15 protein-coding genes and 2 pseudogenes are annotated in these 20,929 nt (G+C 46.6%); 8 read left to right on the top strand and 9 right to left on the bottom strand.

Annotation, left to right across the window (positions count from 1 at the left end):
* The first annotated feature begins 38 nt into the window (after positions 1-38).
* Positions 39-1,385 (top strand): patatin-like phospholipase family protein, encoded by a 1,347-nt coding sequence (locus Y697_RS05895; protein ID WP_121550729.1) that lies wholly within the window; start codon positions 39-41, stop codon positions 1,383-1,385.
* On the opposite strand, the gene Y697_RS05890 is transcribed toward Y697_RS05895, so the two are convergent.
* From Y697_RS05890 to Y697_RS05880, 3 genes are read right to left on the bottom strand one after another with little or no spacing between them, the layout of a single operon-like run.
* On the bottom strand, positions 1,303-2,514 hold the full coding sequence (locus Y697_RS05890) for a hypothetical protein (protein WP_121550728.1): 1,212 nt from the start codon (positions 2,512-2,514) through the stop codon (positions 1,303-1,305). The two genes, Y697_RS05895 and Y697_RS05890, sit on opposite strands and share 83 nt — an antisense overlap.
* A 55-nt stretch (positions 2,515-2,569) precedes the next feature.
* On the bottom strand, positions 2,570-3,691 hold the full coding sequence (locus Y697_RS05885) for a sugar phosphate nucleotidyltransferase (protein WP_121550727.1): 1,122 nt from the start codon (positions 3,689-3,691) through the stop codon (positions 2,570-2,572).
* Between the two features lie 11 nt (positions 3,692-3,702).
* Positions 3,703-4,182 (bottom strand): hypothetical protein, encoded by a 480-nt coding sequence (locus Y697_RS05880; protein WP_121550726.1) that lies wholly within the window; start codon positions 4,180-4,182, stop codon positions 3,703-3,705.
* A 1,061-nt stretch (positions 4,183-5,243) separates the two neighbouring features.
* On the opposite strand from Y697_RS05880, the gene Y697_RS05875 reads away from it, so the two are divergent.
* The 4 genes and pseudogenes from Y697_RS05875 (at position 5,244) to Y697_RS05855 (ending at position 7,560) form a co-directional block, all read left to right on the top strand.
* Positions 5,244-5,618: an AbrB/MazE/SpoVT family DNA-binding domain-containing protein gene (locus tag Y697_RS05875; RefSeq protein ID WP_121550725.1), complete on the top strand. Its 375-nt coding sequence runs from the start codon at positions 5,244-5,246 to the stop codon at positions 5,616-5,618.
* Positions 5,619-5,939 (top strand): annotated as a pseudogene (locus Y697_RS15140) (type II toxin-antitoxin system RelE/ParE family toxin).
* A gap of 946 nt (positions 5,940-6,885) precedes the next feature.
* Positions 6,886-7,260 carry an AbrB/MazE/SpoVT family DNA-binding domain-containing protein gene (locus Y697_RS05860; RefSeq protein ID WP_121550724.1) on the top strand — a complete coding sequence of 125 codons (375 nt, stop codon included), beginning with the start codon at positions 6,886-6,888 and terminating at the stop codon, positions 7,258-7,260.
* On the top strand, positions 7,261-7,560 hold the full coding sequence (locus Y697_RS05855) for a type II toxin-antitoxin system RelE/ParE family toxin (protein WP_121550723.1): 300 nt from the start codon (positions 7,261-7,263) through the stop codon (positions 7,558-7,560).
* A 767-nt stretch (positions 7,561-8,327) separates the two neighbouring features.
* Here Y697_RS05855 and Y697_RS05850 read toward each other — a convergent pair.
* Positions 8,328-8,804 carry a pyridoxamine 5'-phosphate oxidase family protein gene (locus Y697_RS05850; protein WP_121550722.1) on the bottom strand — a complete coding sequence of 159 codons (477 nt, stop codon included), beginning with the start codon at positions 8,802-8,804 and terminating at the stop codon, positions 8,328-8,330.
* A 1,523-nt stretch (positions 8,805-10,327) separates the two neighbouring features.
* Here Y697_RS05850 and Y697_RS05845 point away from each other — a divergent pair.
* Positions 10,328-12,181, top strand: coding sequence for an InlB B-repeat-containing protein (locus tag Y697_RS05845; protein ID WP_121550721.1), 1,854 nt, complete (start codon positions 10,328-10,330; stop codon positions 12,179-12,181).
* 307 nt (positions 12,182-12,488) lie between these two features.
* On the opposite strand, the gene Y697_RS05840 is transcribed toward Y697_RS05845, so the two are convergent.
* The gene (locus Y697_RS05840; RefSeq protein ID WP_121550720.1) at positions 12,489-13,637 is read right to left on the bottom strand and encodes a Fic family protein; all 1,149 of its coding nucleotides are present in this window, start codon (positions 13,635-13,637) and stop codon (positions 12,489-12,491) included.
* A gap of 1,504 nt (positions 13,638-15,141) precedes the next feature.
* Positions 15,142-15,570 (bottom strand): C-GCAxxG-C-C family protein, encoded by a 429-nt coding sequence (locus Y697_RS05835; RefSeq protein WP_121550719.1) that lies wholly within the window; start codon positions 15,568-15,570, stop codon positions 15,142-15,144.
* Between the two features lie 109 nt (positions 15,571-15,679).
* On the opposite strand from Y697_RS05835, the gene Y697_RS05830 reads away from it, so the two are divergent.
* Together Y697_RS05830 and Y697_RS05825 are read left to right on the top strand one after the other, a co-directional pair.
* Complete coding sequence (locus Y697_RS05830; protein WP_121550718.1) at positions 15,680-16,843, top strand: amidohydrolase; 1,164 nt, start codon at positions 15,680-15,682, stop codon at positions 16,841-16,843.
* 876 nt (positions 16,844-17,719) lie between these two features.
* Positions 17,720-18,928: an ATP-binding protein gene (locus Y697_RS05825; protein WP_121550717.1), complete on the top strand. Its 1,209-nt coding sequence runs from the start codon at positions 17,720-17,722 to the stop codon at positions 18,926-18,928.
* Between the two features lie 298 nt (positions 18,929-19,226).
* Here the strand turns inward: Y697_RS05825 and Y697_RS05820 are convergent, their stop codons facing one another.
* The 3 genes and pseudogenes from Y697_RS05820 to Y697_RS05810 form a co-directional block, all read right to left on the bottom strand.
* Positions 19,227-19,631, bottom strand: coding sequence for a putative toxin-antitoxin system toxin component, PIN family (locus Y697_RS05820; RefSeq protein ID WP_121550716.1), 405 nt, complete (start codon positions 19,629-19,631; stop codon positions 19,227-19,229).
* Positions 19,615-19,863 carry a type II toxin-antitoxin system Phd/YefM family antitoxin gene (locus tag Y697_RS05815; protein ID WP_014730884.1) on the bottom strand — a complete coding sequence of 83 codons (249 nt, stop codon included), beginning with the start codon at positions 19,861-19,863 and terminating at the stop codon, positions 19,615-19,617. Before Y697_RS05815 ends, Y697_RS05820 begins: the two co-directional genes overlap by 17 nt.
* An 811-nt stretch (positions 19,864-20,674) precedes the next feature.
* Positions 20,675-20,929, bottom strand: a pseudogene (locus Y697_RS05810) (toxin-antitoxin system toxin component, PIN family protein); the annotation flags it as partial.

Below are 20,929 nucleotides of genomic sequence, written 5' to 3'. Positions count from 1 at the left end.
TCCTTCATACAACTTTGGAGAAATCTGGGGGAAAAGAAATGAAAAGAGTGCTTCTGGTTTCCTTGATAATTCTATTTGCGGTTACTGCCGCCTCGGTAGCAGTAGTCTTTTCTGGCGGCGGTGGTAGAGGGGCATATGAAGTCGGTGTTTACGGGGCCTTGCTTGATCTCGGTTTAGATATCGAGGCCATTTACGGTTCCTCTGTCGGAGCAATCAATGCGGCCGGCCTTATCAGTGAAGGCTTTGAAGCTGCCAGGGATATGTGGTGCAGCATAGATTATCTGGAGCTTATGAATGCCTCTCCTCACTTGTACGAACTTATCCAGGGAAATCTTCTGAGCCTGGATACGATGGAGCTTGCCTCCGCGATGAGAACTCTCACTTCCGAAAATGGAATAGACATAGAACCTATGAGGACAAAGATGAAAGAAATGATAGTCGAGGAAAAGGTAAGGGCAAGCGATATTGAACTCGGAATCGTTCTCTACTCTCTCACTGTCATGCGGCCGTACGCCATGTACAAAAATCTGATACCGGAGGGAAGGCTGGTCGATTTTGTTCTGGCAAGCGCTAACTTTCCCGCTTTCACTCGTGAAGAGATAAACGGAGAGGTCTTTATAGACGGAGGCGTCTACTCCAATTTTCCTCTCTTCATGGCAAGAGAGAAAGGCCACAAGGAAGTCGTTGCCGTCGATCTCATCGGGATGTATCTTGGAGATTCTCTGGCATTTGTAAACATGTTTACGGACGGGATGAACGTTACACTTATAGAGCCCTCCGAGCAGTACGGAACGGTTATGACTTTCGACTCAGAAGTCTCGAAGAAGTATCTGATCTGTGGATATCTCGACACAATGAAGACTTTCGGTGTTCTGGGAGGCTCAACCTACTTTATATTTGGAGAAGACGATCCATTAAGAGATCATTTCTTGTCTCTCGATAGCGGCTCTAGAATTGCAGCTTTGCGATTTCTTGGACTCACCGGAGTCGAAGGTGAAACCGCCGAATACCATTATTACCGGGAGTTCATTCCCTGGCTGGAAAGCATTGCGAAAAAACCTCATTCCAGAACCTGTGATCTCGTAACCGAAATGCTAGAAGAAATGGCTTCCTTTCTGCAGATCGAGAGACTAGTTCCCTATTCCCCTTTATCTCTTATGTTTGAAGTCATAACGACGTTCAGCGCAGATGATTTTGAGAGCGAAAGGGATCTCACATACCTGACCAGATACAGAAAGCTCTTTGCCTTTCTTGAATTCATATACAGTCAGAAGCCCTTCGCAGCGGAACCTTCTCCCGAGTTTAGATCCTTTGAAGAAGAGTTTCAGGAGTCTGTTGGACTCTTGGAACGAATTTGCTCGCAGCAATTCCATATATCTCACTGAGAGAAAGAGGTCTCTTCAGCAGGCTCTTTCCATAGACTATATAATGTTTGTACTCCTCACCTCCGGCACGCCGGGCATTTGCTATCATCGTTGAGTTCATTGAGCTGACCGATGATCCTTCAATTTCTTTGAAACCCATATTCTGGATGTTTCTGTAGGCTCTCAAGAACATGGCAGAAGGCACGCCCTTGTTTCTGAAATCGGGAACGACAAAGAGGATCGCCGCTCTTACCCGTTCCAGGGATTTTCTCTTACTCAGCAATTTATACCACCCAAAGGGGAAGAGCTTTCCGTCAATCTCGCGAATGAGCGGGCTGAAATCCGGCAGCGCCACAAAGTAGCCTATAGGCCTTTCTCCTGATCTCGCGATGATTACCATTCTCTGATCGGCTACGGTCTTAAGGGTCTTTGCCATGTCACACAATTCTTCGAATGTGGGAGGAAGAACATCCTCTTCCCACTTCGGGATAGCCTCTTCCATGATCTTTTGAAGATCTGCGGCGACTTCCTTCAGCCTCTTGAAATTCGCTTCTTCAACGTGGAATCCGTAACGATCCATTGCGATTTCGCTAAACTTTATCTCGCGCTCAGATATTACTTTCTCGAGGTCGTATCTGAAGGCAAGATATTTCAAGTAGATCTCGAACTCTTCAAAAAAGTCGACATAGTATGGGGGATTGTAGGGCATCATAACGGCAGGCGGATCATCGAAATTATCTATCAACAATCCTCGGTAGTCGTCACCGTTGGTTGGGGAAACAGGTCCCTTGAGGTACTTCATATTCTTGCTCTTTGCCCAGCTTTCGGCTGTTCTCAGGAGTGCCTCTGCAACTCCCTTATCGTCAACAGATTCAAAAAGAGTGAAGTATGCATGCTCCACAGACTTCTCACGGTTCATAACCTGCTCGATACCCACAGCTATCCTTCCCTTCACCGTATTTCCATCCTTTGCGATGAAGAAATTGTGAGGACCATTGGCAAGAAGCTGTGAGCTCTTGCTTTTCAAAACCGCTTTTATTTCATGGCTTAAAGGAGGTACCCAGAGGGGGTAATCGCAGTATAGTCTCCTTGGAAGCTCAATGAACTCTTTTCTTTCCTGCCGGCTCTTGACTTTGACAATCTTCAACATTAGCAACTCCTAGAAAAAACTTATGGACAATTCTAGCACGATAAGAGAATCCCCTCTACCGAACAGGTGAAATGCCTTCAAAGGACCTCACATCAGAGACATAACGACTGAGATTGGAATCAAGAATACCTCCCCCGCTTCCATCTATGCTGACGTAATACTCCGGAGTGATAAGAAGATTCTTTCCCTTGAAGCCAGGCTTGATTCTAGTATAGTCGCCCACAAAGACATTGCTCAGCTCGACGCCTTCGTGAATTCTGCAGTTTGCTCCAATCATGACCGGTCCTTCGAGTTTCACATTCTTCTCAACTATCGAACCCGCCCCAACATAGACTGGCGTAATAATCTTCATACTCTTTTCGAGGACTGAGCCCGTACCTCTCCATAAGCCCTCGGTCACTTCTCTCCCTGAAGGTTTGAAGTTCTTTATCCTTCCCTCGAGAGCCATACCGAGTATCTCCAGATAATCTGAGTTTCTTCCGATGTCATACCAGTCTATCTTCGTATCGAGCGAGAAGACCCTTTCTTTCTTCTGAACGAGCAGGGGAAGAAGCTCGCCCCCTATATCGAAGAACTGATTCTTTGGTATGTAGTTGAAGACTTCAGGTTCAAATATGTAGATGCCTGTGTTTGCGAGATTTGATTTCGCCTTCTCTACCGACGGCTTTTCCTGAAAGGATTGGACCCTTCCCGCCGAATCGCAGACGATGATTCCATAGTTGGGTACCTTATCTCTCTCGACTTCCTTTGAAATGATTGTCGCTATGGATTCGCTTGCCCTATGGAATTCATATGCCTTTGCCAGATCGAAATCCACTATCGCATCGCCGCAAAGTACAATGAACGTTTCATCGAAGAAGCCGGACTCTTCTTGAATCTTCTTCAATCCCCCTGCCGAACCAATTGGTTCAGGTACCAGCTGCCCTTTTTCAAAATGTCCTTCGAAGGAGTAGCCGACTCTCACACCATATCTGTACCCGCTCCTTACGTAGTTCTGAAGCACGCCTGCGAGGTGAGAGAGATTGATCATAATCTCCTTCACGTCATACTTAGCAAGCAGCTCAAGGATAAACTCAATAACCGGCTTCTCTATAATCGGAAGCATCGGTTTTGGCAGCCTGTTCGTCAGCGGTTTCAGCCTTGTTCCGGCTCCGGCTGCTAAAATCATAGCCTTCATATTTATTCCTCCTATCTTCTGATTGTTCTAAGACTCTTGTAGACTACCAAGCCTCCAACTGCGAGAAGAGCTATGCCGATGAATACGCCAAGCACTGTCGGTGCCAGCGAGATGAAAAGGAACAGTAGAGAGATCGCCGATAAGACAGACGCAGATATCAGAACTCCCCTATCCCTCTCAGCTCCACCGAAATACGACTGAAAGAGACCCACTGCCGGAGCGGCAATAAATAAGGCCCAACCGCCTCCAGTTATAAAACCTGAGAAGATTACATTCAGTGACAGAATCACTGCAACCGTTAGCAGCACACCTCCAGGAACGAAGAGATTCTTGTCTCGCCCGGTGAAAGCTCTGTACTCCATGAAGACCGCTGGAATCCATAGAAAAAGAAGCCAGAGATTCAGAGTGAATGACTTGACAAATATGATTAGAATACCAAGCAATACCATTACAGCGCCAATGATTGCTCTAATAAGAGTGTCTCTGTTCATCTAAATCGCCTCCAGTGAGTTCATTCATCGGAATTATAACAAGAACAGAGCAGCTTTAGTAATCTATGAGACTGTTTAGTTGGCATCTCGACGGTTAGAGCATGATGAAAATCAACGACCCGTTGACACGTAAAGTCGTGAAAAGACGAGAAAGATCGTTTCGAGAGGTTAATTGCACTCACGAGAATACCGAGATTTAACCCGCAGCATGTCAGATGACGTGAAGAGGAAGAAAGAAGCAAAGTGTCAAAGGATTATTTTCGTTTTCAGGACTGCCAAACGCTGGTAAGAGCCGAGAAAAAGCATTCGAGACGTTCGCTTCGCTCACGAGAATACCGAGATACTTACCAGGAACTTTGTCAGAATTTTCCAAAGCATGAAGGGGCTGTCATCGCGTATAGCCTTCACTGGACCGGAGACTCTACACACTATACCCTACTCATAATCCCACCAGTCTAAATTTGATTCAGCATCTCGCTCCTAAGAAACGCTGCACGCTTAAAATCAAAGACCCGCTGATCGCTGAAAAGCCGCGTTTACCGTCACCGGTCCTCCGTCCTCCGAGAAGAACAATGCCGAAACCAGATTTCAGCTGGAGAATTGTTGGATGACCATAATACATAGGACAGTCATCCCGTGATGGGTCTGCACGGGATCTCGTTCTTCATAAACCGTAGATCTGGCTTTTCGTTCTGGTCGGAGAACCGTTGACGTCTTACTTGACAGGCTTCCTGCGAAGCAGCATCACTTCCCGACGAAGTCGGCATCACTTCCCCGGATGTCCTCCGGGCCTCACTTCCTGGGATGTTCTTCCCAGCATCACTTCTTAATTGTTCGCCGATGATTTTCGGCGCCTTGCGTCCCAGCGCGATCTTTGTCGGCAATGCATCTAATGTTTTGGCAGTATCGCTTCTTCTTATAGATCTTCGCTCACTCGATTGAACAGTATCAAAAATGAAAGACTAGCTCCCCTATTTGAATAAGTTGGTATCCAATATACTTGGTATCTTGGTAACTGATATAATTGAGTCGACTAATCTTGAAGCGAAAGGAGCAGATGAATGGCCAAGGATACTGAGAAAGAGAAGATCGAGGAACGAAAGATTATCCGTGTGTCCGACAAAAGACAAGTAACTATCCCGCTTAAGTATTATGAGCTACTCGGATTTGGAAAAGAGGCTGAATGTACTCTTCGGGAAAATGAAATAGTAATTCGCCCGTTGCAGGAGTCGCTAGAAGAATTCTCTGAAGAAATCCTTGCAGAGCTCATTTCAAAAGGATACTCAGGAGAAGAACTTCTTTCAAAATTCAGAGAAATGCGAAGAAAGATAAGACCGGCAATTGACTCCATGATAAAGGAAGCAGATGAAATCGCAGAAGGAAACAGAAAAAGCCTTAGTCTAGCTGAGGTCTTTTCTGAAGAGGGTAAGAAGTAATTGTTTGAAGCGCGTTTTTCAAGTGCTGTTGTTAAGTACTTTAAGAAGCTTAAGGAGAAGCCGCTTAAAGAGCAATATTTCAGAGTTCTACTTGACATTAGGGTTGATCCATATGCCGGTGAACGAAAGTCTGGAGACCTTTCCGGATTGTTCTGCAGGCACTTCTTCTATGAGAAAACGAAATAAGAAGTGGCTTATAGAATATATGAATTGGCTTATAGAATATATGACGAAACACAGGTAGTTGTAATCATTTTGGCAGGAACAAGAGAGAACTTCTACAGTCAGCTGAAAAACTATGTGAAGCGGGATCGTCTGTGAATGAGAAATCAAACGCTGTCAACTTCTTATAGTTTGCCATGGAGTGCTCATGTACAAGGGTCTTTGAACGCTGAAAAAACCCGTTTACAGTCACCGGTCCACCGTCCTCCGACAAGAGTTGCAAGAACAATTCCGAAACCAGATTTCAGCTGGAGAACTGTTTGATGACCATAATACATAGGACAGTCATCCCGTAGAGCCTGCCCTGAAATGCTCTTGTTCAGGGCCTCTGCACGGGATCTCGCACCTAAGAACCGCTTCACGCTTAAGAACGAAAACCCGCTAAACGCTGAAAAAAACCGTTCACAGTCACCGGTCCTCCGTCCTCCGAATTAGCCGACAAATTAGTCTGAACTTGATTCAGCAGCTTGTTCTTCAAAACCCGATTCTCATAACCCGGTTTTCTCACCCGTTCTTAGAAAACCGATCCTAGAATCAGCTCTTCTGCCCGACGAAGTTGGAGCTGGCCGCACGAAGTACGACTGGCCACCGAAGGTGACTGGCCTGCGTTAGCAGACTCGCTCCCAAACGCTCCTATTGTCCCATTTTTCGCGTAATAGGCATGAGATTCCAACCAGGACCTTTTTCGGGCGAACGGCCGTTCGCCCCTACAAGAGAACTGCACAATCATCTTAAATTGTCATCCCGTAATGATCCTGTACGGGATCTCATCTCCCACATAGCGGAAATGGCCTGCGTTAGCAGACTGGCTCTCTTTTGCCTCCTGCGAAGCAGCATCACTTCCCCGGATGTTCCTCCGGGCCTCACTTCCTGGGATGTTCTTCCCAGCATCACTTCTTTTAATAGATCTTCGCTCACTCGATTGAACAGTATCAAAAATGGAAAACTATCTCTCTTATTTAAATAAGTTGGTATCCAATATACTTGGTATCTTGGTAAATGATATAATTGAGTCGACTAATCTTGAAGCGAAAGGAGCAGATGAATGGCCAAGGATACTGAGAAAGAGAAGATCGAGGAACGAAAGATTATCCGTGTGTCCGACAAAAGACAAGTAACTATCCCGCTTAAGTATTATGAGCTACTCGGATTTGGAAAAGAGGCTGAATGTACTCTTCGGGAAAATGAAATAGTAATTCGCCCGTTGCAGGAGTCGCTAGAAGAATTCTCTGAAGAAATCCTTGCAGAGCTCATTTCAAGAGGATACTCAGGAGAAGAACTTCTTTCAAAATTCAGAGAAATGCGAAGAAAGATAAGACCGGCAATTGACTCCATGATAAAGGAAGCAGATGAAATCGCAGAAGGAAACAGAAAAAGCCTTAGTCTAGCTGAGGTCTTTTCTGAAGAGGGTAAGAAGTAATTGTTTGAAGCGCGTTTTTCAAGTGCTGTTGTTAAGTACTTTAAGAAGCTTAAGGAAAAGCCGCTTAAAGAGCAATATTTCAGAGTTCTACTTGACATTAGGGTTGATCCATATGCCGGTGAACGAAAGTCTGGAGACCTTTCCGGATTGTTCTGCAGGCACTTCTTCTATGAGAAAACGAAATATGAAGTGGCTTATAGAATATATGACGAAACACAGGTAGTTGTAATCGTTTTGGCAGGAACAAGAGAGAACTTCTACAGTCAGCTGAAAAACTATGTGAAGCGGGATCGTCTGTGAATGAGAAATCATACGCTGTCAACTTCTTATAGTTTGCCATGGAGTGCTCATGTACAAGAGTCTCTGAACGCTGAAAAGGCCCGTTTACCGTCAGCGGTCCCCCGTCCTCCGAGAAGAACAATGCCGAAACCAGATTTCAGCTGGAGAATTGTCTGATGACCATTATACATAGGACAGTCATCCCGTAGAGCCTGTCCTGATTAGCCTGCCCCAATATGATCCTGTTTGGGGCTCCTGTTCAGGGGGTCTGCACGGGATCTCACATCCAAAACCCGCTGAACGCTGTAAGCGAAAATAGGGACTGACGGGCTCCTGACGTCTGTCCCTATTTTCGCGAGAGACAGGATGCTGACCAAGAGCATGTCAGGATGACCTGAAGGGCAGTCATACAGTGAGCCTATGCGATTTCATCCCTTTAGCCTGCACTGAAATCCACTCACGGGCATCCGTTCGCCCCTACAAGAGAACTGCACAATCATCTTAAATTGTTATCCCGTAGAGCCTGTGCCCTGGAATCCACCGACTTTGTCATCCCGTGATGCAACTACACGGGATCTCCCTCTTCAAAACCCGGTTCTGATTACCCGCTTTTATCAACCCGATCCTTCTAACCCGCACTCTGTAACCCGATCCTCTGTTTCACACCCGCTCTTTTCACCCGATCCTTTGTTTCCGCACGAATCGGGAATTGCGACCCGGCGCGATTTTTGCCGGCAATGCCTCCAATGTTCTACAAGGGCATCACTTCTTGATAGCTCCTATGTTCCTTAATCTTCTCCTGAACCTTTTCCAGTGAGGTGAAGGATATCTATACGAATAACGGCAGTGACATCTAGTGATGCATCTATCTCCTCTGCTCCTTCACTCAAGAAATCGGCAGAATACTTCGCAACTAGCTTCTTCAAACTATCGACTTTCTCTTGCGAATCTTGTACGATAATCGCTCTTCCAAAAGCAATTGCACTTCTGTAGTCGGTCGAAAACTTTTCGGGGATTACCTCTGCTCTTTGGACAACGCAGAAAGAAACATCGCTGTTGGAAGCAATGTTCTGGAGTTTGTGACCAACAGTAGCCGAGTGGATATAGATCACGTTATCAACGTAAACATAGTTGACAGGAACCCCGTAAGGAATTCCCTTTGCATCAGCGGTTGAGAGAACGCCAAATGATCCGTATCTCAGAATCTTCTTTGCGACTTCGGGTGGCAACTCTTTGTCTCTCCTTCTCATCTTTTTGAACTCCACAGCAATCCCTCCAATAAGAATCGAATCGTATTGTACCCTATTCATAAAGACATGATCTTCTCAAATTCCCAACTACTACCAGCTCATGAATTCTTATTCCGATTCTCTTGACAGTCGAGCAGGCAGACTATTCAAAAGGAAAAAGCAACGATCACGCGATTTTTCGAACTGGTCTTCTGCTTTTCTAGCAATATTCATTATCTGCAAATCATTATCAAAGTTCGCAACCCTTCTTCATTCAGAGACCCGGTTTCCATTATTATCGCACTTCCCGCTGGCAAGTAAGAACAAAGAAAGAATCCACGAATCAGACTTAAAGGCCGTGCCCCTCTGAGGATAGTCTAAGCTGTTTTTCTAGGAGTTCATATCTGCATATGCCGAACGAAAAGAAAGTCTCTAATCTGGATCAGACAATATTACAGTAACTATAAAAATGGAGTCCGTCACAATGACATGAAAGGTTGCAGCAGGATGACGAGAGTTGGTGGTGCTGTGTCATCTCGTAGGGCTGCCCTGAAGCTCTCCTGTTTGGGGTCCCGTTCGGGGATTCTGATTGGATCGTGTTCGTGCCCTCCGTTCTGTCATCCCGTGATGCTTCTGCACGGGATCTCCCTCTTCAAGAACCGGTTCTGACAACCCGCTTCCACAACCCGATCTTCATTAACCGTTCCTAGACGTGGCTCTTTCCCCGCGAAGCGGGCCTTGCGTCCCGGGATGAACTTCCCGGCCTTGCGTCCGCCGATGATCTTCGGCGCCTTGCGACTTCTGCTATGGTCTGTCCCATTTTTTGCGTAAAAGGCAGAGATTCCAACCAGGACCTTTTTCGGGCGAACGGCCGTTCGCCCCTACAAGAGAACTGCACAATCATCTTAAATTGTTATCCCGTAGAGCCTGCCCTGGAATCCACCGACTTTGTCATCCCGTGATGCAACTACACGGGATCTCCCTCTTCAAAACCCGGTTCTGATTACCCGCTTTTGTCAACCCGATCTTACTAACCCGCACTCTGTAACCCGTTCCTAGAGGCTGCTCTTTGCCGGCACAGCCGGAACTGGCCTCGCCGAAGGCGAGACTGGCCACCGAAGGTGACTGGCTTGCGAAGCACACTGGCAGTGAAGGTCTTTCCCCGCGAAGCGGGCATTGCGTCCTGGCATGTTCTTCGCCAGCCCTGCGTCCACTGATGCTCCTCAGTGCCTTGCGTCCCGGCGCGATCTTTGCCGGCGTTGCGTCTAAAGTTTTATGAGGGCATCACTTCCTGGGATGTTCTTCCCAGCATCACTTCTTAATTGTTCGCCGATGATCTTCGGCGCCTTGCGTTTTGCAACTCTTATCGGATGACGGTGGACCCATGACGGCTGACCTGAGAGGATTCCTGCGAAATAGCATCACTCTCTTTCCTCAGCTTCTGTTTGTCACCCAAAGATGTATAATTTCGTTATCAAGCAGTCATTTGCTGTGTCTTGCATTCTTCTGTGGTCGATTGATTCTTAAAAAGCACTCACTAATGCAAAGGGGGTGCAAAAATGCGTCGAACTTTTTTCATTCTGATTATCCTGTCTTTGGCAATCATCTTTCTCACGAGTTGTCCCAACATAAAATACTCTCTTACAATTCAGATAGGAGGCAGCGGAACTACAGATCCATCTGCAGGAGTGCACGAATACACGAAGAACCAAATCGTTTCAGTAAAGGCTTATACCGACAATGGTTGGGAATTTGAATCATGGGAGGGTGAAGTAGCTTCGCCTGATTCAACTACAACAACCGTCACGATTGACAAAAGCAAGACAATTAAAGCAGTATTCGTTCAAGATCAAGTTGCAAGCATAATTGATAAACTAGATCCTTACAACCCACTTTCATTTCGACATGGCGAAGAGCTAATACCTCTTGTCAACAACAAGATCCAGAAATTTCTTGCACTTTTGGAAAGCAGTGATCCGCTAGAACGCTGGTCTGCAGCTTACGCCTTTCAGCGAAATCTGCTGGATGAATCCACTCTGGACAGTCTAGAAAAATACCTCCAAGATGCTAATATGACTATCAGGGCACTTATTGCTGTAGCATTTTTGCTGAATGGAGATGATTCTGGAAAGCCTGTACTCGAAGCCTTGCTGACTGAAGACACACCTATGATGTACAGCATACCGCCGGTACTGCTTTCAGATTTTGCTGAAGGTATACTCAATGCCTACTATCCTGCCGAGTATCCATTAGCCAGCTTTTCTCCACAGACAACGGCTGTCTCTGGCGGACCTTGTGACTACACTGTCACGGTAACCATTGTTTTCCATGGTGATGGTGCCTCAGAGACTCAGGTCGAGTCTTGGGAAACTGACGCTGAGGCCATATGGAACGGCGCAAGCGGTTCTCGAGAATGGGGTGACGGCTGCTGCACAGTAACCTTCGACTTTGACTTCTCGGTTCTTGCCGAGGGTGCTGAACCACCGGATGACGCCCATGTAGTGGAAGTCAAGAAGGTCAACGGGAGTCATACTTCATGGGTAGCTACTCCACTACCAACCCCGGGATCGACAGAAACGACCACCGGTGAATGGGACAGTCTCGACACAGGACCTGTTATCGCTCATGAAGTAGGCCATATGATGGGTCTAGACGATGAATACCACACAGATGAGGATGGTAATTACGTGAACGACAACCCTCAACCCGAAGGAAGTCCTCCAAGCATAATGGCTCAGACTTGGGGTGGAGCGCAACCCCTGACAGAGCACCTGGATGCGATAATGGAGGCCGCAGATATCGAATGCGACTGCGACTACACGCTCATAGTTGAGCCTGCATATGACATCAACATTGCTCCGGGATCGCACACAGTTACAGTTACGGTGACGAGAAAGGACGGAACGCCAGCAAAGAACTGCGATCTCGAGCTGAACATCACAGGACTCCATCCCAAATCCAATATTAAACTGAAAACAGATGACACAGGTAAAGCTGGGTACACTTACCAGTGTGTCGTAAAGGGGCATACCGGAATAGACTCCATAGATGTGACAGGCAAATGTGGCGCTATTGGCAATGCAATTAAAGAGTGGATCGCGTTGTGGGACATCTTCCCGTTTGGTATCAGTCCTTACGACGACCAGAAGGATTATCCGTATTCGATGCCCTTGCTAATCGTCTATGGAATTGAGCCTCCCGGAGCTCTAGAAGCTGAGAATTTGGCGTTCAACGTCTCCGTATTTATGGGACCTGATACGCTTTTCGCAACGCAGACATCTCAAACCGAGATTGATACGGGTCTTCTCCTCGAGCCAGGAAGCGACTTCTTGATTGAGATTGTCCCGGTAGCTCTTCCAGATGCGGAAGGAACGCCAACAACGATCGAATTCTCGACTGCTCCGTTTGATTGATCAAGAGACATCACTTTGAGAGATTATTTAACGTGCTGGCAACGGCTAGACCGGTTGACCTTAACAGTTACTCATGATAAAATTAATCTTGAAGACGCTTTTAGAGCGTCTTTTTTCTTTCCTTATCATGATTTCAGATAAAGTTCTAATCACCAGACGTAGAGTGCGTTTCTTCACGACGCAAACGGTCATGCTACAAATGGTCTTGCCCGTGAAGCGGGCCTTGCGTCCTTCAAGTAATATATGCTCTTCCCGGAGGACGGAGAACCGTTGACGGTGGACCTGGGTGCCTTCCCGGGCAACAACATCACTTAATTATCGGCATTAGTTCTGAAGCAATGTATTTCTTTGCGTACTTACTGCCATCTAGCGGAGTCAATATCCCATTTTTGCAGAGAGACTGAATAGCCCTTCTTGCGCTAACGTATGTTACATCAAGCTTCTCGCTCGCCTGTGGAATCGTTAGAATTGGATTTTCAAATAAGTGATCGATGAGAGTCATAGGCAGTGAGGACGAAATAGATCTCACTCGTTGTATCCAATCGTTCCTTAGATTCATCATTTCTCGAAGTTTACACTTCGCAAAGTTTGCCTGTTCGAGCACGGCCTCAATGAAGAATAGTACCCATGAATTCCACTCGCCTTCGAAACTGACGCTTCTCAGTCTTGAATAATACTCCTGTCTATTTGCTTCGAAATAGCCGCTCAAGTAGAGACCGGGTTGATCCAACATTCCCCATGAAGTTTTCAGCAGTGCAATCAGGAGTCTCCCAACCCTACCATTACCATCGACGAAGGGATGGATTGCCTCAAACTGGTAATGGACAAGAGCCAGCTTCACAAGAGGCGGTATTCTCGATTCAGAGTTGATAAACACTTCCAGGTCTGAAAGGCAGCCATTCAACTCTTCCGGAGGCGGGGGAACGAAGTCAGCTTCATTCAACGTGCATCCCGGCTTGCCGATCCAATTCTGTGTCGTTCTCAGTTCTCCCGCATACGCATGCCCGCCTCTGACGCCCTTCATTAGAACGGCGTGAAGCTCTCTGAAGAGCCTCGTCGAGACAGGCAAAAACTTGATCCTGTCTAGACCGTACTCAAGCGCCTTCAGATAATTCGACACCTCCCTGACGTCCTCCGGCAAACCTGAAGTCTCATCCGCGGCTTCGAAAAGGTAAAGGTCGGTTATCTCTGAAGTTGTTCCCTCGATCTGAGACGATGATACTGCTTCCTTTCGCAATAGTGGACGGATAAGTAATTTTGCGCCCGGACTTCCCGCAAGCAATCCAGAGAATTCGCCCATAGCACGATTCGCTTCCCCAAGCGCAGCAACAAGATTATCTACATAATTAAGCTTCGGCGGCAATGGATCGGGAATAAACGCCCAGTAAGAAAAACCAGAACCTATTACCTTCTGAACCCTTCCCGGTGAGCCAACAGAAAAATCTTCTGGTCTCATCCAAACCTCCAAATTTTACAAAAGTATAATTCCTATTGAGTAAATTATACAATAAGAACCAAAAGTATAAATTACTTTTTCACTCTAATCATCAGCAGAGCCTTTCTGAGTCGTGAAGGAGGAACTCTTGCCCTCTTGCCGTGTCTTAGGTTGCCTGGATCTTGCATGCAAGAACCGCTGATCGCTGTGAAGTGGCGTTCTCCACTGACCGTCCAAGATCACGGGCCCGTTCACCGATAAGATCATTCGAGAAACGACACTTTCGAGACGCTCGCTTCGCTCACGAGAATGCTCCAATTGATACTCTTAGACCGTTTACGGTTCGCAGTTCTCCGAAAAGGAGCAGAGAGATCAATCAATTTCGTGTTGAAAAAACATGCTGCTGCATAACCATCTGAGTAGGTCATATCTTCACCGAATACCTTAATGGATCTGAAACCCTCCTCGTCTAAGACATCAGCTTATATAGGAGGGCGAACGGCCGTTCGCCCCTACAAGAGAACTGCACAAACTCTCTTAAATTGTCATTCCGTAGAGCCTGCCCTGATTAGCCTGCCCCAATATGATCCTGTTTGGGGCTCCTGTTCAGGGTGTCTGCACGGGATCTCGCACCTAAGAACCGCTTTCCGCTGCACGCTGATCGCTGCGAAGAGCGTGCTTCGCTGCCAGCGCAAAGTCATGGATTCTTCCTTCGTCAAACTTTAGGGGCAGATCCCGGCCAGAAGCACGCCGGGATGACGTGAAGTGCTGTCATCCCGCAGTGATCCTGTGCGGGATCTCGCTCTTCCTAACCTAGTTTCGCTAACCGATTCTATCAACCCGATCTTTATTACCAGCACTTTGTAACCCGTTCCTAGAGGCTGCTCTTTGCCCGCGTAGCCGGAACTGACCTCGCCGAAGGGAGACTGGCCTTTGCGTAGCAAAGACTGGCAACCGAAGGTAACTTGCGTGCGTTAGCAGACTGGCTCCCAAACGCTCCTATTGTCTGTCCCATTTTTCGCGTAAAAGGCAGAAATTTCAACCAGGACCTTTTTCGGGCGAACGGCCGTTCGCCCCTACAAGAGAACTGCACAATCATATAAAATTGTCATCCCGTAGTGCTCCTGTACGGGATCTCGCTCTTCAAAACCCGTTTCTGATGACCCGCTTTTGTCAACCCGATCTTTCTAACCCGCACTCTGTAACCCGCTCCTCTGTTTCACACCCGCTCTATTAACCCGATCATCCTTTTTCCAGCGTACAGCCTTCAGCGTTTCTTATCTAAGCGGCTCTTTCCCCGCGAAGCGGGCATTGCGTCCTGGCATGATCTTTGCCAGCCCTGCGTCCCGGGATGAATTTGCCGGCCTTGCGTCCGCCGATGATCTTCGGCGCCTTGCGTCCCGGCGCGATCTTTGCCGGCGTTGCGTCTAATGTTTTATGAGGGCCTCACTTCCTGGGACGCTCTTCCCAGCATCACTTCATATAAGATTCTTCGCCTGCTTTGCGTCAAATGTTTGTGGAAGCCTCACTTACCACTGTACGTGATCTCTCTCCTGTACTTATCGATGATCTCTTCAAGAACCCTAGCTGCCATTCGTACAGTTGTTTCACATCCGATGACTGGATCACGATACTTGTCTCTTAGCACTGAACATTCGAGATGACCGTATCTCTTCTCGAATTCGGCAATGAACTCCTCAGCTATCCGTTTCATTCTTTCCTGTTTTTCATATATCTCACTGTTGAAGAGAATTCCAAGTACTGCAAGTGAGCCTGTGACCGCTCCGCAGATGCTCTTGATTCTCATGCCTCCTCCAAAGGCCCCCATTGTATAGAATGCCTCTTCCGGCAGTCCGAGCTTATATTCGTCATTTGCTCCGTATATCATTGCCTCAGCGCAGTTTCTCTCTACATCGTTTCTCGAATACTGTTTTCCAACGGCGTCCTCAAGCATATATACTCCCTTCCCAAAGCCTTGTTCAAATCAAAGCGTAGTCATAAGTTTGTAATACGTATCACTTCTGATACAATCATTGTATAACGTTTTCTAAAGGAGGTCCTATATGTCAATATTACTAAAGAACGGGACAATTTATCCCATCACTTCGGAGCCATTCGAAGGGGATATTCTTATGGACAAGGGAAAGATCGAACGGATAGGACAAGGAATCGAAGAGCCTGAGGCTGAAGTAATTGACGTTTCCGGCAAGTACGTCTTTCCTGGATTTATTGACGCTCACTCACACATTGGGATTTACGAAGAGGGAGTTGGCGGATACTATGGTGACGGTAACGAAGCGACGGATCCCCTTACTCCTGATGTTTCAGTTGTAGATGCATTCAATCCCCAGGATGCAGCAATAAAAAGGGCATTGTCCGGCGGAGTCACAACCGTTATGGTCGTTCCCGGCAGCGCAAATCCAGTTGGGGGACAAGGTGCTATCTTCAAGTTCAAGAAAACTTTTATAGTTGATGATATGGTCGTTCGTTCCCCGGCTGGGCTGAAAATGGCAACGGGTGAAAACCCGAAAAGAGTTTACGGTGAGGGCTTCAAGAAAACTCCCTCCACGAGACTCGGGACGGCAGCTGTTATTCGTGGTTACTTTCAGAAAGTAAGAGCCTACATGGAAAAGAAAAAGGCAGCCGAAAAAGAGGGAAAACCCTTTACAGATTTCGATCCCAAACTGGAAGTCGGAGAAAAGGTGCTGACGAAAGAGATTCCCGCAAGAATTCACGCCCACAGACAGGACGATATTCTCACTGCAATAAGGCTCTCAAAGGAGTTTGACTTCGATCTGGTAATAGAGCACGCGACGGAAGGTTATAAGATTGTCGATTTTCTCAAAGAGAACAATGTGCCGGTCGTTCTCGGACCGATCTTCGGATTCAGGACCAAGCTTGAATTGAAAGATATGAGTTACGACGCTCCCAGGATTCTCAATGAAAAGGGAGTTCTCGCAGCCTTCATGTGTGATCATCCTGTGATTCCCCTTGAAAACACGAACGTGCAGCTTGGGGTGGCCTTACGGTACGGGTCGAAAGAGGAAGATCTGTTGAAGATGGTCACAATAAATGCCGCCAAGATCCTGAAGATCGACGAAAAAGTTGGATCGCTCGAAGTAGGAAAAGATGCCGATATTGCAGTTTGGACAAATCATCCATTCAAATTGGCAGCTAAGGCAGAGAGAGTTTTCATAGAAGGCGAGGAAGTTTACAGCGATCTTTGAGAAACTCACTTCCAGAAGAAAACCATGGCAAAATGCAGTGTGATTGTTATCAGAAGGACTCTCAAAACTCTGTGGACAAGAGTCGTTTTCCTTGAATTGATTCAGCTCTTGATCGACGAAAACTTTGAGTTCTGATTCACACTTTCACTTGAATCCGAAATACAAAAGTATTATAATAGTTATGCGGTTACCCGAAAGGGTTTCACGCACTAGGCCATAGAGCCTGTTCACGGCGAGAAGCCGCTGATGAAGACGTGGGAGTATTCCCACGTCTTCTTTATTTCTTCTCTTGCGTAGTACTCCAAGTCTGGAATCAATCGAAACAAACGAAATAATGGAACAAGTTCAGGCGAGCGGATTTTAAGGGTTTGAAAAAAAGCGGATCCTTCTCATCATGGATAATTTGCTCCAAAGCTTGTTCAGTGAAGTTAAAGAAGATTCATGGGTCCTAAGCCTCCCATTGAAAGCTGCCTCACTTCCTTAGATAAATCTTCCAGTATCACATCATGCTCAGCCGTCTTGCGTCCCGGCATGATCTTCGCCGGCATTGCGACCTGGGCTGTTCTTGCCCAGCCTTGCGTCTTTCAAGTAATATATGCTCTTCCCGGAGGACGGAGAACCGTTGACGGTGGACCTGAGTGGCTTCCTGCGCATCAGCATCACTTCCCGACGAAGTCGGCATCACTTCCCCGGATGTTCCTCCGGGCCTCACTTTCTGGGATGTTCTTCCCAGCATCACTTCTTAATTGTTCGCCGATGATCTTCGGCGCCAGATACCTACTCTTAAGTGCATTCATTCTATGAGTAATATAGTAGAGTATACTTAACTATAAGAGTGAAGATGGTATAATATAACTAACGTAATGGAGGTGCTTGATGATAGACCTTCAACCTTTTTTTGAAATCCAGGAGAGACTACTAGGTTCCGTTCCTATTGAGTTCAAGCGCTACGCATATGGTCTAATAAGTTGGGATGATCGACTTTTGGGGATCGTTGGAGCTAGGGGCTGTGGAAAAACAACTATGCTTCTGCAGAGAATCTATGAAAGAGGGCAGAAGGGTTTTTTATACATTTCTGGCGATAACCCATTGGTTCTCAGAGACGGAATATACGACATAGGCGACACATTCTTTAAGCTAGGCGGAAAGACGTTAGTTGTAGATGAAGCACATAGGCAACCGGGTTGGGCAAATGACATAAAAGCCTTGCATGACTCGCATCCGGGAAAGCAGATCTACTTCACTGGTAGTTCGAGATACTCAGTGTTGAAAGGTACAGCTGACCTGTCAAGACGAGCTGCATTGAAGGAGCTAAGACATCTCTCATTTAGGGAATTCATAAATCTCGAGAAAGTCGAAAGCTTTCCACCATTGAAACTCAGTGAGCTTCTGGAAAATCACATGGAATTTTGCAGTAAGCTTCAGAAGCTTCAGCCTCTGGAGATGTTCAGGGAATATTTGAGGACTGGTTCATATCCTTTTCGGCTTTCGTACGAGTCTTACTATGAGAGACTGCTTAACACTCTAGATAAGTCGATCTATCAAGATGTTGTTGAGCAAGCCTCACTTAGAGGCGAGGCTGCAGCAATCATCAAGAAGATAATCGCCTTTGTCGCTACTAGCGTTGTTCCATCCATCTCTCCGGAATCGCTTTGCAAGGAGTTAGGAATAACTAAAGTGACTTTGTACAGCTATCTGGATTCTTTAGAGAGGGCAGGCGTATTGAGAAGAGTCCTTCCGTGCGGAAGAGGAGTAAAAGGAATGCGCAGCGGTTCGAAAGTCTTTCTGGGTGAAACGAATCTCTACTATGCTCTTGGCCTTTCGCAATGGAATCTTGAGGCAAATATGGGAACGATACGCGAAGCTTTTTTTTTCTCACAAGTAAGTCACTTAGGGATTTGCGTGCCAACAAATGGTGACTTCTCCCTGCAGGAAAATGACAAGGAAATGACCTTCGAAGTAGGTGGTCCTTACAAGGGAAGACGCCAGCTGAAGGACTCTCCAAAAGGATTCGTGCTGCGTGATGGCATCGAAATCGGATATGGAAACATCATCCCACTATTCCTTATCGGGTTCCTATATTAGAATACGTATCAATCTCGGATTCTGGCGTTTAGTTTGCGTATGTAATCTCTCCAGGAAACACGCTTGGCAGATGACGTGAAGTGTTGTCATCCCGTAGTAAGTGCTGCTAAATCCACCCTCTTCGGTCATCCCGTAGAGCCTGCCCCCAAATCCACTCACTTTGTCATCCCGCAGTGCTCCTGTGCGGGATCTCGCACCTAAGAACCTCTTCACGCTTAAGAACGAAACCCCGCTGAGCGCTGTAAGCGAAAAGAGGAACTGACGGACTCGTGGGGTTCCTTTTTCGCCTAAGGGAGCATTAAGAAGAATCACTTAGATATTGAGCTGGCGTCCTGCAATTTACATTGCCACTTAGTGCGCTTTTAAGACAAAGTTTATCACCAGTTATAAGCAAGGCGTTTCGCGCTGCAGCCAATGAAATGAAATGATTGTCCGGAAAATCGGTGCTGTAAGTAACCAACTTGTAGTCATCTACAATCTCTACTGTCATTAAGAAATAATCTATGAAATTCGAAAGGCCTTCTAATTGAATGTTCCCGTACTTTTCCTTTCCTTTCAGTTTCATTATGAACCTTTGTAACTCCAGCACAAATATCTGCGGTTCGATTACCCCCTGTTCTAGTGCCTTAAGAACGGTCTTGCTACAAGTCTTGGAGCCGAGAGCCGCCGAAATCACAACGTTCGTATCAATAACGACCTTCATCTTTCATCTCTTTTCTCAACTCCTCTAGAACTTGCAGGCCCTCTTTTTCACTGAGCCCGATCTTTTCTGCTTCCTCTTGTGCCTTTGAAAGATAGTATTTCATTAAGTCTTCCTTAGAGACGGGTGATATCTTCATCACCGGAACACCACGCCTTAGAATCAAAAGCTCTTCTTTTCTGTCAACAATTTCGCTGAATCTGTTTCGAACATCTCTAACATTAACCGTTTTCATTACAATCACCTCAATATTATTGTATCACTGAGGTGATTTATAATGATACATATGTATCACATAAGTATTTGATCGAGCAACGCTCTGGTTAAATTGCTGAACGGCAGGAAGGTCGGACCATAGAAAGCGCTATACGCTAAAAAAAACCCCGTTCACCGTCACCGGTCCTCCTTCCTCCGAGAAGAACAATGCCGAAACCAGATTTCAGCTGGAGAATTGTTGGATGACCATAATACATAGGGCAGTCATCCAATGACGCTTTTGCACGGGATTTCGCTCTTCAGGACCCGGTTCTGATTACCCGTTTTTATCAACCCGATCTTTCTAACCCGCACTCTGTAACCCGCTCCTCTGTTTCACACCCGATCCTATTAACGCGATTCTCATAACCCGGTTTTCGTAACCCGTTCTTATTAACCCGATCCTAGAATCCGCTCTTCTGCCCGACGAAGTCGGAACTGGCCGCACGAAGTGCGACTGGCCACCGAAGGTGACTGGGCTGCGTCAGCAGACTGGCTCCCAAACGCTCCTATTGTCTGTCCCATTTTTCGCGTAAAATGCAGAGATTCCAACCAGGACCTTTTTCGGGCGAACGGCCGTTCGCCCCTACAAGAGAACTGCACAATCATATAAAATTGTCATCCCGTAGAGCCTGCCCTGTTGAGCGCCCCTTCTGTCATCCCGCAGTGCTCCTGTGCGGGATCTAGCATTCAAGAACCGCTTCACGCTTAAGAACGAAGACCCGCTGAGCGCTGTAAGCGAAAAGAGGAACTGACGGACTCGTGGGGTTCCTTTTTCGCCTAAGGGAGCATTAAGAAGAATCACTTAGATATTGAGCTGGCGTCCTGCAATTTACATTGCCACTTAGTGCGCTTTTAAGACAAAGTTTATCACCAGTTATAAGCAAGGCGTTTCGCGCTGCAGCCAATGAAATGAAATGATTGTCGGGAAAATCAGTGCTGTAAGTAACCAACTTGTAGTCATCTACAATCTCTACTGTCATTAAGAAATAATCTATGAAATTCGAAAGGCCTTCTAATTGAATGTGCCCGTACTTTTCCTTTCC

Origin of the sequence: Mesotoga sp. BH458_6_3_2_1 (genome assembly GCF_003664995.1) — a bacterium.
In the GTDB taxonomy this organism is placed as follows: domain Bacteria; phylum Thermotogota; class Thermotogae; order Petrotogales; family Kosmotogaceae; genus Mesotoga.
This window is presented reverse-complemented; position numbering and strand designations above follow the sequence as displayed.

Coding starts and splice junctions, on each gene's coding strand:
- Y697_RS05845 (WP_121550721.1), top strand. CDS start 10,328: ATGCGTCGAACTTTTTTCATTCTGATTATCCTGTCTTTGGCAATCATC.
- Y697_RS05880 (WP_121550726.1), bottom strand. CDS start 4,182: ATGAACAGAGACACTCTTATTAGAGCAATCATTGGCGCTGTAATGGTA.
- Y697_RS05895 (WP_121550729.1), top strand. CDS start 39: ATGAAAAGAGTGCTTCTGGTTTCCTTGATAATTCTATTTGCGGTTACT.
- Y697_RS05860 (WP_121550724.1), top strand. CDS start 6,886: ATGGCCAAGGATACTGAGAAAGAGAAGATCGAGGAACGAAAGATTATC.
- Y697_RS05840 (WP_121550720.1), bottom strand. CDS start 13,637: ATGAGACCAGAAGATTTTTCTGTTGGCTCACCGGGAAGGGTTCAGAAG.
- Y697_RS05830 (WP_121550718.1), top strand. CDS start 15,680: ATGTCAATATTACTAAAGAACGGGACAATTTATCCCATCACTTCGGAG.
- Y697_RS05815 (WP_014730884.1), bottom strand. CDS start 19,863: ATGAAAACGGTTAATGTTAGAGATGTTCGAAACAGATTCAGCGAAATT.
- Y697_RS05835 (WP_121550719.1), bottom strand. CDS start 15,570: ATGCTTGAGGACGCCGTTGGAAAACAGTATTCGAGAAACGATGTAGAG.
- Y697_RS05885 (WP_121550727.1), bottom strand. CDS start 3,691: ATGAAGGCTATGATTTTAGCAGCCGGAGCCGGAACAAGGCTGAAACCG.
- Y697_RS05875 (WP_121550725.1), top strand. CDS start 5,244: ATGGCCAAGGATACTGAGAAAGAGAAGATCGAGGAACGAAAGATTATC.
- Y697_RS05820 (WP_121550716.1), bottom strand. CDS start 19,631: ATGAAGGTCGTTATTGATACGAACGTTGTGATTTCGGCGGCTCTCGGC.
- Y697_RS05890 (WP_121550728.1), bottom strand. CDS start 2,514: ATGTTGAAGATTGTCAAAGTCAAGAGCCGGCAGGAAAGAAAAGAGTTC.
- Y697_RS05825 (WP_121550717.1), top strand. CDS start 17,720: ATGATAGACCTTCAACCTTTTTTTGAAATCCAGGAGAGACTACTAGGT.